This is a genomic window from Bacillus sp. JJ634 (genome assembly GCF_036962285.1).
GTDB lineage: Bacteria > Bacillota > Bacilli > Bacillales > DSM-1321 > Peribacillus > Peribacillus asahii_A.
Map to the genome: position 1 here is coordinate 1 of NZ_JBALMU010000026.1, position 14,379 is coordinate 14,379.

General features: G+C 37.8%; 14 protein-coding genes and 1 pseudogene. 3 read left to right on the forward strand and 12 right to left on the reverse strand.

The annotated features are described in order from the left end of the window. Positions 1 to 43: 43 nt before the first annotated feature. The 3 genes from parC to V7068_RS05150 all read right to left on the reverse strand — a co-directional run bounded on the left by parC (position 44) and on the right by V7068_RS05150 (position 5,187). Entirely contained in the window at positions 44 to 2,488 is a 2,445-nt protein-coding gene (gene parC, locus V7068_RS05140) for a DNA topoisomerase IV subunit A (RefSeq protein ID WP_499711376.1), read from the reverse strand. Positions 2,489 to 2,490: 2 nt separating this feature from the next. Then, complete coding sequence (gene parE, locus V7068_RS05145; RefSeq protein ID WP_499711378.1) at positions 2,491 to 4,464, reverse strand: DNA topoisomerase IV subunit B; 1,974 nt, start codon at positions 4,462 to 4,464, stop codon at positions 2,491 to 2,493. A gap of 309 nt (positions 4,465 to 4,773) precedes the next feature. Beyond that, positions 4,774 to 5,187 (reverse strand): CoA-binding protein, encoded by a 414-nt coding sequence (locus V7068_RS05150; protein WP_252294773.1) that lies wholly within the window; start codon positions 5,185 to 5,187, stop codon positions 4,774 to 4,776. 658 nt (positions 5,188 to 5,845) lie between these two features. Between V7068_RS05150 and plsY the strand changes: the two genes are divergently transcribed. Continuing rightward, on the forward strand, positions 5,846 to 6,436 hold the full coding sequence (gene plsY / locus V7068_RS05155; RefSeq protein ID WP_499711380.1) for a glycerol-3-phosphate 1-O-acyltransferase PlsY: 591 nt from the start codon (positions 5,846 to 5,848) through the stop codon (positions 6,434 to 6,436). Positions 6,437 to 6,569: 133 nt separating this feature from the next. Here the strand turns inward: plsY and V7068_RS05160 are convergent, their stop codons facing one another. Both V7068_RS05160 and V7068_RS05165 read right to left on the reverse strand, forming a co-directional pair. Beyond that, positions 6,570 to 7,331, reverse strand: coding sequence for a methyl-accepting chemotaxis protein (locus tag V7068_RS05160; RefSeq protein WP_499711388.1), 762 nt, complete (start codon positions 7,329 to 7,331; stop codon positions 6,570 to 6,572). Between the two features lie 3 nt (positions 7,332 to 7,334). Further along, positions 7,335 to 7,868: pseudogene (locus V7068_RS05165) on the reverse strand (protoglobin domain-containing protein); the annotation flags it as partial. A 584-nt stretch (positions 7,869 to 8,452) separates the two neighbouring features. Between V7068_RS05165 and V7068_RS05170 the strand changes: the two are divergent. Both V7068_RS05170 and V7068_RS05175 read left to right on the forward strand, forming a co-directional pair. Next, a complete protein-coding gene (locus tag V7068_RS05170) occupies positions 8,453 to 8,590 on the forward strand; it encodes a YycC family protein (protein WP_127759984.1) in 138 nt (45 codons plus the stop codon). Between the two features lie 201 nt (positions 8,591 to 8,791). Continuing rightward, the gene (locus tag V7068_RS05175; RefSeq protein ID WP_499711381.1) at positions 8,792 to 9,082 is read left to right on the forward strand and encodes a HesB/YadR/YfhF family protein; all 291 of its coding nucleotides are present in this window, start codon (positions 8,792 to 8,794) and stop codon (positions 9,080 to 9,082) included. A 25-nt stretch (positions 9,083 to 9,107) separates the two neighbouring features. Here V7068_RS05175 and V7068_RS05180 read toward each other — a convergent pair whose 3' ends face one another. From V7068_RS05180 to acnA, 7 genes are all read right to left on the reverse strand, one after another. Next, positions 9,108 to 9,401, reverse strand: a complete 294-nt coding sequence (locus V7068_RS05180; protein WP_499711382.1) for a hypothetical protein — start codon at positions 9,399 to 9,401, stop codon at positions 9,108 to 9,110. Between the two features lie 35 nt (positions 9,402 to 9,436). After that, positions 9,437 to 9,859, reverse strand: coding sequence for an acyl-CoA thioesterase (locus V7068_RS05185; protein WP_127759981.1), 423 nt, complete (start codon positions 9,857 to 9,859; stop codon positions 9,437 to 9,439). 165 nt (positions 9,860 to 10,024) lie between these two features. Continuing rightward, entirely contained in the window at positions 10,025 to 10,270 is a 246-nt protein-coding gene (gene tlp / locus V7068_RS05190; RefSeq protein WP_499711384.1) for a small acid-soluble spore protein Tlp, read from the reverse strand. Positions 10,271 to 10,345: 75 nt separating this feature from the next. Further along, a complete protein-coding gene (locus V7068_RS05195) occupies positions 10,346 to 10,489 on the reverse strand; it encodes an acid-soluble spore protein N (RefSeq protein ID WP_375348561.1) in 144 nt (47 codons plus the stop codon). Positions 10,490 to 10,547: 58 nt separating this feature from the next. Then, complete coding sequence (locus tag V7068_RS05200; protein ID WP_119118380.1) at positions 10,548 to 10,676, reverse strand: FbpB family small basic protein; 129 nt, start codon at positions 10,674 to 10,676, stop codon at positions 10,548 to 10,550. A gap of 190 nt (positions 10,677 to 10,866) precedes the next feature. After that, the gene (locus V7068_RS05205; protein ID WP_499711385.1) at positions 10,867 to 11,403 is read right to left on the reverse strand and encodes a peroxiredoxin family protein; all 537 of its coding nucleotides are present in this window, start codon (positions 11,401 to 11,403) and stop codon (positions 10,867 to 10,869) included. A gap of 174 nt (positions 11,404 to 11,577) precedes the next feature. Then, positions 11,578 to 14,289 (reverse strand): aconitate hydratase AcnA, encoded by a 2,712-nt coding sequence (gene acnA / locus V7068_RS05210; protein ID WP_499711387.1) that lies wholly within the window; start codon positions 14,287 to 14,289, stop codon positions 11,578 to 11,580. Between the last annotated feature and the right edge of the window lie 90 nt (positions 14,290 to 14,379).

Sequence of the window (14,379 nt, forward strand, 5' to 3'; positions counted from 1 at the left end):
ACGAGAAAAATCCGTTCACTTATAATGAACGGATTTTTCTCGTTTAATGTATACTTTTATCTACTTCTTCGATTAAGTTTTTCCACATTTCTTTCGCTTGTCCACTTTCACTTTCGTCTAAAATAAATGAACCATTTGTATAACGATCGGAATATTTTAATGAAGCTACTTGGACCGTTTCAAGCTTCCCTTTCTCAGAAAGAATCGAAAGGCAATCTAGTTTTGTCACCATTTCAAAGCCGATAACTCGATGCGGATGAGCCTTTAACTCTCTTAATACAACAACGCCTCGCTTTGCTCGCGATGTTTTTTCAAACTCAGACAGCTTCATCTGCTTCACTGATCCACGTTGTGTGACGATAGCAATCGCTTCTTCCGTATCCTTTCCTAACACTTTCATACCGACAACAAAATCCTCTTCTTTCAAGTTAATCCCTTTTACTCCTGCAGCTCGCGGACCAACAATGCTCACTTCTTCTTCATCATACCATAGCGCTAATCCATGATGAGTCATGAAGAATACATCTAAACTTCCATCCGTTAGATGGACATCGACAAGCTCGTCTTCTCCTTTTACATTCATCGCTACTAACGGTTTAGAGTAACGCTGCGCTTTAAAGGAAGCGAGCTCTGTTCTCTTCACCATACCGTTTCGAGTCGCAAGTAATAAAAAGCGTGGCTCTTCAAAATCTTTAACTGGTATCGCTTTGATTACATGTTCATCACGATCAATCGGAATAATATTCGCTACATGCTGTCCTGTTTCCTTCCACCTTATATCAGGTAGTTGATGAACTGGGCAATACAAATAATTTCCTTTATTCGTAAACAACAGAACAACGTCTGTCGTATTCATTTCCAGCTTTTGCAGCAAGCGATCTGAATCTTTCATGCCAAAGTCTTGTCCACCTGATGCCGCATATGACCGTAGAGAAGTTCGTTTTACATACCCTTCTTTGGTAATAGTCACAACGACATCTTCACTAGCTATTAACACTTCAAGATTAATTTTAATTTCTTCAATCTCTTCTTCAATTTTCGATAGGCGTGTATCGTTATAATCTTTTTTAATTGCTTTCAGTTCTTTTTTCATCACTTGCATAAGCGCTTTTTCGCTCTCAAGAATTTTTGTAAGCTCAGCAATTTTTGCGTTAAGCTCGTCCGCCTCTTTTTCAAGTGCTGTAATATCAGTATTCGTTAATCGGTATAGTTGCAAAGAAACAATAGCTTCCGCTTGCGCTTCAGTAAAAGCAAATTTCGCAATGAGATTATCTTTTGCATCACGTTTATCTTTAGATGCACGGATGGTTGCGATTACTTCATCTAAAATAGATAAAGCTTTCATAAGTCCTTCGACAATATGAGCTCGATCATATGCTTTTTGCAATTCATAGCGAGAACGATTAATAATTACTTCCCGTCGATGCTCAATATAAGCATCAAGCAGCTTAGGCAGACTCATTAAAGTTGGTCTTTTTTTATAAATCGCTACCATATTAAAGTTATAAGCAATTTGTAAGTCAGAGTTCTTATATAAATAATTAAGCACACCGTGTGCATCGGCTTCTTTTTTTAACTCGATTACGATACGAAGTCCTGTACGGTCGGTTTCATCACGAACTTCCGCAATTCCTTCCACTTTTCGATCTAAACGAAATTCATCGATTTTCTTCACAAGATTGGCTTTATTCACATCATAAGGTATTTCCGTTATGACAATTTGCTCTTTGCCTCCTCGAATGCTTTCGATTTCGGCTTTACAGCGAATTATGATTTTTCCTTTACCAGTTTCATATGCTTTTTTAATGCCATCAATCCCTTGAATAATACCACCGGTTGGAAAATCTGGTCCTTTCAGCACCGTCATTAATTCAGAAACCGTTGCTTCTGGATGATCAATTCTCATAATCGTTGCATCAATGACCTCACCTAGTTGATGCGGCGGAATTTCCGTTGCATATCCAGCGGAGATTCCCGTCGAACCATTTACAAGCAAATTTGGAAACATCGCCGGTAGAACGACAGGCTCTTCTGATGTATCATCGAAATTTGGAACAAAATCAACGGTCCGCTTTTCAATATCACGGAGCAGCTCAGAAGCTATCGCAGATAATCTTGCTTCCGTATAACGCATCGCAGCTGGCGGATCCCCGTCAATACTTCCGTTATTTCCATGCATTTGTACCATCACATTACGCAGCTTCCAGTCTTGACTCATTCTTACCATCGCTTCATAAACCGAGCTATCACCGTGCGGATGATAATTCCCGATTACATTTCCGACTGTTTTGGCTGCTTTACGATACGCTTTATCATGTACATTTCCTTCTACATGCATTGCATATAAAATCCGGCGCTGTACTGGCTTTAAACCGTCGCGTGCATCTGGAAGCGCTCGATCTTGAATAATATATTTGCTGTACCGTCCGAAGCGGTCACCAATCACTTCTTCTAACGGTAAATCACGAAATCTTTCTTCTGATGCCATCTTTATTCAGCCTCCTCTGCAATCGACATATTTTCATTATCCAATATATTCGATTCTTCTTCGAGACCAAAAGCAACATTCGACTCGATCCATTTTCGGCGCGGTTCTACTTTATCACCCATTAACGTCGTCACACGTCTTTCCGCCCGTGCACCATCATCAATTTTCACTCGGATTAACGTTCTCGTTTCTGGATTCATCGTCGTATCCCATAGTTGGTCGGCATTCATTTCACCGAGACCTTTGTAGCGTTGAATCGTATAGCCTTTTCCTACTTTTTGGATAGCGGCTTGCAATTCTTCGTCGCTCCACGCATATTCGAGGATTTCCTTTTTCCCGCTCCCTTTGCTCACCTTATAAAGGGGCGGCAAGGCAATAAATACTTTTCCCGCTTCAATAAGCGGTTTCATATACCGGTAGAAAAAAGTTAATAGCAACACTTGAATATGTGCTCCATCTGTATCGGCATCCGTCATGATAACTACTTTATCGTAATTCGTATCGCTCACATTAAATTCTGGCCCAACTCCTGCGCCAATCGCATGAATAATCGTATTAATTTCTTCATTTTTAAACACATCCGCAAGTTTCGCCTTTTCGGTATTAATCACTTTTCCTCTAAGCGGTAATACAGCTTGAAAACGACGATCCCGACCTTGCTTCGCTGAACCTCCAGCTGAATCCCCCTCGACAAGATATAATTCATTTTTATCTGGGTTTTTCGATTGAGCTGGCGTTAATTTACCAGATAAAATCGCATCTGATTTCTTTCGTTTCTTTCCGCTTCGGGCATCTTCCCGTGCCTTTCGCGCTGCTTCACGAGCTTGAAACGCTTTAATCGCTTTTTTAATGAGCAAGGTGCTTGTAGTCGGATCCTCTTCAAAAAAGTACGTTAAATGTTCAGACACAATCGCATCTACAGCTGAACGAGCCTCACTTGTACCAAGCTTACTCTTCGTTTGTCCTTCAAATTGCAGCAGCTCCTCGGGAATCCGAACGGAAATAATCGCTGATAAACCTTCTCGAATATCTGTACCTTCTAGATTTTTATCTTTTTCTTTTAATAGGCCTGCCTTACGCGCATAGTCATTAAAAGCACGAGTTATCGCAGTTTTGACACCTATTTCATGTGTACCGCCATCTTTTGTTCGAACATTGTTTACAAAGCTTAAAATATTTTCAGAATACCCATCATTAAACTGAAAAGCAAAATCTAATTCTATATCATGTTGCTTACCATCAAAACTAACAACCGTATGCAGCGAATCTTTTTCTTCATTTAGATAAGTTACAAACGCTTCGATGCCATTTTCGTAATGAAACAGCTCTTGCTGACTATGTCGTTCATCAATAAGCTCAATCTTCATTCCTTTTAATAGAAAAGCAGATTCTCGAAGTCGTTCACTTAATGTTTGATAGTTAAAAGTTGTAACTGAAAAAATCGAAGCATCAGGTTTGAAATGTATTTTTGTCCCTGTTTGATTCGTTTTCCCAATTTTCTCTAACGTCGTCTCTGGTTTCCCGCCATCTACGAAACGCTGCTCATAAACATAGCCGTCTCGCTTGATTGTAACGACAAGCCATTCTGACAAAGCATTGACAACTGAAGCACCTACACCATGCAGGCCACCGCTCGTTTTATACCCACCTTGACCAAATTTTCCACCAGCATGGAGAATCGTTAAAATAACTTCTGGGGTAGGTTTGCCAAGCTTGTGCATTCCTGTAGGCATACCGCGTCCTTTATCTGTCACACTGATGCTGTTATCTTTATGTATTTTGACTATTATGTGATCTCCGAAACCTGCTAACGCCTCATCTACGGAGTTATCCACAATCTCGTATACTAAATGATGAAGTCCTCTTACATCTGTACTGCCGATATACATACCAGGACGTTTTCTAACCGCCTCTAATCCTTCCAGTACTTGAATTGCATCATCGTTATACTCAATTGTTTTGCTGTTCTTTGCCACAGAAATTCCCCTTTCTAAACAAAACCAATTTCCGGGCCAAATCATACTACCATGAAATGACTCTAAGCTTTAACAATCTAGTCTAGTTAAAGCTCCTGTGAATAAATTAAGTATAATACATTCTCCAAAAAGGAACAAGTGTTCTGTTTTTGCCGTCCCTTGATTTAGCACCTTAACTATTCATTTTGATGCATACCAACTATTAATTGTAGATGGTATTTGTTTATTTAGCAAATACGTTTTAAATAAGCAATATATTTAACTAACCATCAATGAGAATTCTCACTGATGGCAGCTTCATTTTATCTATTATTTTGTCATGGCATGTTCAACTTTAATACAACGATCCATAATAACGGTATAGCCTTTCTCTGTTAAATAATCATATGCCTCTTGATTCGCTACTCCTAATTGAGCCCAGAAAACATCCGCATCTATTTCAACAAATTCTTTGGCGATTTCCGGTAAAAATTCGGAACGCCGGAACACATTGACAATATCAACATGCCCCTCTATATCTTTTAATGAAGCAACGGCTTTCACCCCAAGTACCTCTGTTACCGTTGGGTTAACCGGAATAATTTCATAGCCACAGTTTTGCATCGCTTCTGTCACCATATACGAAGTTCGATCTGGATTATTAGACAAACCAATAACAGCAATTCGTTTTGCTTTTTTTAATATTTTTCCGATTTCTTCTCTGCTTGGATTTATAATTGTCATGTTTATCATTCCTTTTCAAAAGATAGTATACTTTTAAATCTTACCAACCATTTTACAAAGAATCTTCCTCGATTTCCATTAGCAAGGGGATATTTTCTATACTTCACTCCGGTACAATAGTCTAATACTTTATATAAGATGAAATATATTCAGATCTTTTTCGTTTATCAGCTTTTCCGTTTCGTTTTAGAAATATGATGTTCTAATCATAATATAGAGCAATTTTTTTCTTAGGAAATTTATCACTTGGCCGTCCTTTTTAACGAGAAAGTGGTACAATAAAGTGAAACTTCCATCAGTGGGGGGGGTTCCTTCATCCCCCACTGATGGTTAGTTGAACCAATCGGACCTTTACGGGCAGTTGTCCCCCACCTATCTTCCTTGTTCACTCTGAATCTTGAGGTGGGGGTCTTACTGCCCGTTAAGAGTGGGATAAAGTAGCCATTCGTTTATTTAACTTGCCATTTATTAAATTTTGTTATATGATGCTGTTGTTTTTGGCTTCTTTTGTGCGGGACCTCTTGGAGAAAACACGCTTTTCCTTTGTTTCATGGAGTGGGGCTAAAACAAACCAAACTTAATTGTAGCAACAATATTGTTTAACATAGCCATTTATTAAAGAAAAAAACAAGAATTTTTTATTAGAAAGGGCCATTCGATGTTAATTATTATACTTTCTTTATTACTTGCCTACTTAATTGGATCCATTCCATCTGGATTAATTATTGGTAAAACCTTTTATAAAGTAGATATTCGTGAACATGGTAGTAAAAACCTTGGAGCAACGAATGCATTTCGAACACTTGGAATTAAACCTGGCATTGCTGTTACATTGATGGATATTTTAAAAGGTACGGCAGCGACCCTTATTCCTGGATTACTCGGAGCCGATATTCACCTGCTATTAGCCGGTGTGTTAGCAGCCGTTGGACATATGTTTCCGATATTTGCTAGTTTTAAAGGCGGTAAAGCGGTTGCTACATCTGCAGGTGTCGTACTCGGATATGAGCCATTCTTATTTTTATTTTTACTCATAGTCTTTTTCATTGCCTTATACATATCAAAATATGTTTCGTTATCATCCATGATTGCAGCTGTGGCTTCCTTAACGTATTGCTTTATCTTCCATTTGGACGATTGGCCACTAATTGTGGTCATTGCAGTCCTTACAATTTTTATTTTTTATCGCCATCGAGCCAATATTAAACGAATTATGAATAAAACTGAACCAAAAGTTAAATGGTTATAATGAGCAAGTATGTAGCTAAATGGGGATTGGCACGTTTCCCCTAAAATTAACGGCTATGCCGAAATAATATGTGCACTTACCATGAATTATTATTTGATATAGAATAAAAAAAGCCCTTTTAATGGGGCTTTTTTTATAACTCTGCGGCTGTCTGATTCAATGTTTCCGCCTGAGATGCCACCTTTTCTGTTACACTTTTAATTTCATCAATAACCATAACAAATGAATGAATATTTTGCTTAATTTTATTCATTCCAACAACATCTTTCTCCACCGATTCAAGAATCTTATCGAAAGATTCAACCGTTACAGTAGATTCTCTTTCTCCTAGTTCCATCACTTCTTTTACTTCTACAACAGATTGAAGCACACTTTGCATATAACCGTTTGACGTCTGAACAATAGCATCTATTTGCGCAATAGATTCTTTCGTTTGATCCGCTAATTTTCTTACCTCATTTGCTACAACGGCAAACCCTTTTCCATGCTCACCCGCACGAGCTGCTTCAATGGCTGAATTCAATGATAGTAAATTCGTTTGATTCGCAATAGATTGGACAATTTGAACAAACTCCGTAATTTGTTGCAACGATGAATCCAGCGAGTGAATATTTTGATCTACATGATTCATAAATACAACCAGTTCATATAATTTGGTTTTTAGTTGAAGCATGCACCTCTGTCCTTCTTCGGCACTCATTCTAGAATAAGTTGACTGTTCCGTTTGAATCCTAACAATGTCCTCTAACTCCTGACCATTAAACCCTAGCGTCTTAATTGAAGTATGTGTTTCTTCACTTAATATGAGTAATTCCTCACTTATCCCTAAAATATGACGTTGTACATCTTTTTTGACTTTTTCATATTCTATTTCACGTGCTTTCAGATTTTCCATTTCATAAGCCTGAATAACTAATTGCCGTTCAAAGCTTAGTATTTTCGTAATAGCAAAGATTACAGCTCGTTGCTCTTCTTCATTATGTATGTATGTATAGATTAATGATAACATTGAATTTTGTAAGCTTTGGAACGCGGACAAATACCAACGCGATGCCAAACCAATCCGATAGTGGCTTTTAGCTACTTGCAGACGGGCTTCGACAAAAGAATCATCGATAACACCTTCAAATAATGTAACAATATGTGTATATAGTGTAGAACGCAGGCGCTCTATTGTGCTATGCTTCGTAATAATTGACTTTAACCCTGGAACTTCCAATAACGCTTGATAAAAACCATCCAAAAGTCCGTCAATTTGGGCATAAATGACTTCTCCAAACGCAAAAATGATACGGAGGTCATTCTCTGTTAAATCAATCATTTTTATCTGTTTTTTTATTTCTGGATTGCTTACCTTTATCTCCCCTGCTGCCGGATTTACTGTCAAAACTTTGTTCATTCGACTTTTCTTGAATTTGGATAGTACCTTCATCTACTTCCCTCCCGTGAAAGAATCACTGTTACATGCCTAGCGAAAAAATATAAAACATTCAAAAAACGGCTGTACCTGCCGCCTATATATGTTAGTCTGTCTGCATCACTCACTACATGTCCGAAAAATGAATTCAAAGACCTTTTCTTTCTCTAAAAAAACAAGTATTATGTATAAATTCATATGCTTCACCTACTTCTCAAGCATGCTTTTTGTCCACATTCATGCTACAATACAAGGAGTTTTATAGCCAAGCTGTTAGCTTATCCTTATTACCAAAACTACTGGCGCAGATTCAGTAATAATCGTTATAAGAATGGCTTGCTTCAATCTTTTTCTTTTATCTTAAGCTTTACTGATTCTATTTAGATTTAGTTGGAATGATTAAAGCGAACTTTTATTTTTTCTTGATATAGCTTTCAATAAATCTTACATAAATAGGTGTTAATACCTAGCACAAGATGGAGAAAAAGCGAGGAATGATATGAGGAAAGGGGCAATAACCTGCTGGGTAAAGTTTCACTTGTTTTCGTAATACATGTATTCTTCATCTATAAAATCTTGAAAAATAAGGAGCTTCTACTATGAAACCATTACAAATTTCACCTGAAACAGCCATCAAACTAGCAAAAGCGTTGAATGTTCCACTAGAACAAGTAATGCATATGCCCATGCCTATTCTTCTAAAAAAACTAGCAGAATTAGACGAAAACAAAAAATAGGCATTAAAACCTATTTATAGTCCTATAATATCACAAATAAACATGTTGCATTTTATAAATATCCCCTATATTTGTGAACTTTTTAGACACTTTTAGAAAATGATTTATTAATAATATGCAGAAATAATATTCTGTTTTTTCACAACTTATGTAACTTTTGCTCTATACAAAATTGAGGGTTCGACAGAAGGAGGAGACATATTGAATATTAAAATTTCTAATGAAGCAGTAGATTGGTATAAAGAGGAACTAGCTTTATCTTCAGGTGCATATATTCGTTTTTTTGTAAGGTATGGCGGCCACAGCAGTATTCAAGCTGGCTTTTCGTTAGGTATTTCTCAGGAACGTCCGGTTCACCCGATTGTATTAACAGAGCAAGATGGAGTAACCTTCTTTATCGAAGAAAATGACCTCTGGTTTTTCGATGGTCATGACCTAATTATTCGCTTTAATGAAAAACTAGGTGAACCAGAATTTCTGTATGCAAAATAACAACAGCGGCTAAATGCCGCTGTTGTTATTTTATCAGCTTTTCGTGAATTCCTTCTGCTGCTAAAATTTGTTTTTGCTTTTCCCCCAGTAAATCAAAATGAGAGTAGCCATCTTTTCTAAGATCAATCCATTCTCTCTTTAAACCATACTGTTGTCCCCATTTGGCTAAACGATCTAAATCTTTGCAGCCAACTTTGGTCACCGTTTTACAGCCTGGAAATCGATCATCCAGCCAATAATGTGTTAAAAAAGCAATTTCCCCTGTATCAATTCGACACTTCCATTCTTCTAAATCTTTACGCTTAATCCCGAAGGCCAAGGCTTTTTTCACCTCAACTTATGTAAATTATCGTTTTAAACTAGCTTCTTATTCTTCTCATAGGCCTCGTGCCACTCAGGAAAAAGCCGTTTAATAGAAATAGGACGAAAACTTTCTTTTTTCACACATACATGTGAGGATTGACCTGTTACAGCTAAGTCTTGATTTCCATTGAAAATCTCATACCCATAAACGACTCGGATTCCATCATAGCTTTCAATCCATGTCTTAATTATTGCGACTTGTCCATAACGGACTGGCGTTTTATAAGAAACTTGAATATCAATCACAGGTGATAGAATACCATCAGCCTCCATTTGAGCATACTCAAAGCCTAATTCACGTATTAACTGCGTGCGTCCCAGTTCCATCCATACTAAATAATTAGCATGATAGACTACGCCCATTTGATCGGTTTCTGCGTAACGCACTTCTATTTGATGTTCAGCAATATGCATAAGTCTCTCTCCTTTTACTAACGTGTCTCATCCTCATCTTACCATAATTTCGATTGGAAAACTGAATATTTGAGTTGCCTTCACGTCAAAATAATTACTGTACCCATTGCCAATAGTGCAAAAAGACTATCCAAATAAAAACTTTGGATAGCCTTTTTTCATTAGTTATTGAAACTGATTACTGCTCTTATATCCGTTTTTTCGAGCTGCTTGCTCATCTTCAATTTCAGCTTCCATCGAGTTTATACTTTCCATTCTTCGCTCATTTTTAGCCTGAATTGCTTCTACGTCAGCTGATGATGAACATTCGATTGCTTCATTTGCCGCCTGTATATTCTCTCGTGTATTTTCAATAGCTGTTTGCAGCTTTTCTACGTTATCAGCACGATTATCTGGATTTGGTTTAGTCATCATTTTTCCCCCTAATAACTTTTTAGTTTACATAACATAATTATAAGATACTTATTATGAATGTAGATGTAACAGCTATTCCCCTTTTGTTTGAATCACTTGAGGAGTTGGACTTGTTTGATCTTGCATTTGCTTTCCTTTGTTTCCACCAAATGATCTTGATTTTGTTCCAACATGGTTAGGATTAAAGTGTTTAGAATCTTTTTTTGGGTTACTCATCAGTATCGCCTCCTACTATTAATTTGCATCAAATAGCAGGAAATATAGCTGCCAGTTTTTACTCGGCTTTTTGCATATGTCGTTTCTCAATTCTCTCTTCAATGATTTCAAGCATTTTATAATCTTCGAGCAGCTCTCTTTTATTATCCTGTATTAACTGTTCAAATGTTTTTTTGTGTCTTTTCATTTTATCACCTACTTCCATTTTTTATAGCAAATCCAGATTTCTAGTTCAAAAACAAGAAGAATCAGTTAAGCTTCAAGGAACGGATAACTATGCGCACAGGTCCCTTTGATTTAACTAATCGTAAAAGTTTGTATTTTTCATTATTTCCAAATTTACAAAAAATATAAAAAAGGAGCCTCCTTTTAGCTCCTTATTCCATACTATTCATATTTCGTTCCATATCTTTCAACTGCATCTCACCAAAGAACTTATGTTGAATAATGCCATCACGATCAATAAAAAAAGTCGTAGGAATACTCATGATTTTATACTGTTCACTGATAAGACTTCCTGACTCTGGCTGATCTAGAACAATTGGAAAGGTTAATTCATAATTTAACGCAAATCCTTCTACATCATTTTCTGGATCCATATTCACAGCCAAAACAACTATATCCTCTCCTGCTTCTTCAGAAAATTGCTGCATAGCTGGCATTTCTTTTTTACATGGTGGACACCAGGTTGCCCAAAAGTTTAACATCACTTTTTTTCCCTTATAATCCGATAAAGAAACCTCTTTCCCTTCTAGTGTTTTTAACGTAAAATCTGGAGCCTCTCCACCAATCTTTAATCCGCCTAATTGATCCAGCTCTTCTGTTTTCTTTTCTTTTTGCTGATCCATTGCTTGTACAATAGAGAAAGTGATCAAGGAAAGTAAAAAAATTGAAGCGATAACTTTTTTAATCATAAAACAGCCTCCCTATGTTGACATTCTCGTTTACCTTATTAATCCTACTCACCAATTAGTACAATTTTACATTTCTTCTTTAAATAGTATCAATAATGACGACACATGGAAAGTATTTCTCCAATAAAAAAACGGCAAACCTAAAATGTAGGTTTGCCGTTTTCCCAACTATAATTACGCTTGTAATTTTCCGCGTAATACCATTGGAAGGATACCACCGTGACGGTAGTAGTCGATTTCAACTTCAGAGTCGAAACGTACTAGTACTTCGAATTCTTTTACAGAACCATCTTTAGCAGTAGCTGTAACTTTTACTAGATCACGTGGTTTAACTGTTTCATCAACTTGAACAGCGATTGCTTCTTCACCAGTTAAGCCAAGTGTTTCAGCGTTTTCTCCAGCTTTGAATTGAAGTGGAAGAACACCCATTAACACAAGGTTAGAACGGTGGATACGCTCGAAGCTTTCTGCGATAACTGTTTTAATGCCAAGAAGGTTTGTACCTTTAGCAGCCCAGTCACGAGAAGATCCCATACCGTAGTCTTTACCAGCTAAGATAGCAAGGCCAGTTCCGTCAGCTTTGTATTTCATACAAGCATCATAGATAGCCATTACATCGCCTGTTGGCCAGTAAGTAGTGAATCCACCTTCTGTACCTGGAGCGATTTGGTTACGGATACGGATGTTAGCAAATGTTCCGCGCATCATTACTTCGTGGTTACCACGACGAGACCCGTAAGAGTTGAAGTCGCGAATTGCAACACCATTTTCACGTAGGTAGATACCAGCTGGTGTATCTTTACCGATTGAACCTGCAGGAGAAATGTGGTCAGTTGTTACTGAGTCACCGAATTTACCAACTACGCGAAGACCGCCAAGTGGTTCAACTGTTCCTGGTTCAGCTGACATTCCTTCGAAGAATGGTGGGTTTTGAATGTACGTTGATTTTGTATCGAAAGTATAGATTTCATCGTTGCTAGTTTCGATTTCGTTCCAACGTTGGTTATCCGTGAATACTGTTTCATATTCTTTACGGAATAATTCAGGAGTAACTGTTGATTTAACAACTTCGTTAACTTCCTCGATTGATGGCCAGATGTCGTTTAAGTATACATCGTTACCGTCTTTGTCTTTACCTAAAGAATCTTTTTGTAGGTCGATATCTACAGTACCAGCAAGAGCGTAAGCTACAACTAAAGTTGGAGAAGCTAGGTAGTTACCTTTTACTAGTGGGTGGATACGTCCTTCAAAGTTACGGTTACCAGAAAGTACAGATGTAATTAATAAATCTGCGTCTGCAACAGCTTCTTCGATTTCTGGAGCTAATGGACCTGAGTTACCGATACATGTTGTACATCCGTAACCAACTACGTTGAATCCTAATTGATCAAGGTATGGTTGTAGACCTGCATCACGAAGGTAACCTGTAACAACTTTAGAACCTGGTGCTAAAGAAGTTTTTACATAATCAGGAACAGTTAAGCCTTTTTCAACTGCTTTTTTCGCAATAAGACCTGCTCCAAGCATTACGTATGGGTTAGATGTATTTGTACAGCTAGTGATCGCAGCGATTGCGATAGCACCAGTTTTCATGTTTGTTTCTGTACCATCAGCAAATTTAACAGTGATTTCTTTATCCAATTCTTTCTCGCTTAAACCAAAACCTTGGTTACCCATTGGTGCATTGATTGCATCATGGAAAGATTGTTTCATTTGAGAAAGTGGAATCAAATCTTGTGGACGTTTTGGACCAGAAAGGTTTGGTTCAATGTCAGCAAGGTTGATTTCAACAACTTTAGTGTATGTTGGATCTTCTTTATCAGCTGTGTAGAATAATTCGTTGTTTTTGCAATATGCTTCAACAACTTTAATTTGTGTTTCATCACGGCCAGTTAAACGTAGGTAATCAAGTGCTTCATCGTCGATTGGGAAGAATCCGCAAGTTGCACCGTATTCAGGAGCCATGTTTGCAATTGTTGCACGGTCAGCAAGTGGTAGTAAACCTACACCAGGACCGAAGAACTCAACGAATTTACCTACAACGCCTTCTGCACGAAGAACTTGAGTTACTTTTAGTGCAAGGTCAGTTGCAGTTGTTCCTTGTGGAAGACGACCAGTTAATTTAACACCGATTACTTCTGGAACTGGGAAATATGAAGGTTGTCCAAGCATACCTGCTTCCGCTTCGATACCACCTACACCCCATCCAAGAACACCGATACCATTGATCATTGTTGTATGAGAGTCTGTACCGAATACTGAATCCGGGAATGCTTCAAATGTACCATCAGCATTTTCATTTGCGTGAACAACATTAGCAAGGTACTCAAGGTTAACTTGGTGAACGATACCAGTTGCTGGTGGAACCGCACGGTAGTTATTGAATGATTTTTGAGCCCAGCTTAAGAATTGGTAACGCTCAGTGTTACGTTCGAATTCAAGATCCATGTTTGCTGCAAGAGAGTCCGCTGTACCAGCTTTATCAACTTGTACAGAGTGATCAATTACAAGATCAACTGGAATTTCTGGGTTGATTTTTTGTGGGTCTCCACCTACAGCAGCCATTGCTCCACGAAGAGATGCAAGGTCAACTACTGCTGGTACACCAGTGAAATCTTGTAGGATTACACGTGATGGTTTGAAAGGAACGTCGATTTCTTTTTGTTCGCTAGTTCCCCATTTTGCAAGGTTTTCAACATGCTCTTTAGTAATTACTCGGCCATCTACTTGGCGAAGAACCGCTTCAAGAAGTACCTTGATTGAATAAGGTAATTTTGAAACTTGTCCTGCACCTGCTTGCTCAACAGCAGCAAGGCTGTAGTAGTTGTACTGTTTTCCTTCTACTTCAAAGGACTTACGTGCTTGATAAACATCATTTTTTGTCATCAGAATATTACCCCCTATTAAAACTCGCAGAAATTCTGCACAAAGAAGCAAAACGTGGTTTTTATTAAAACCATGTCTACACTACATATA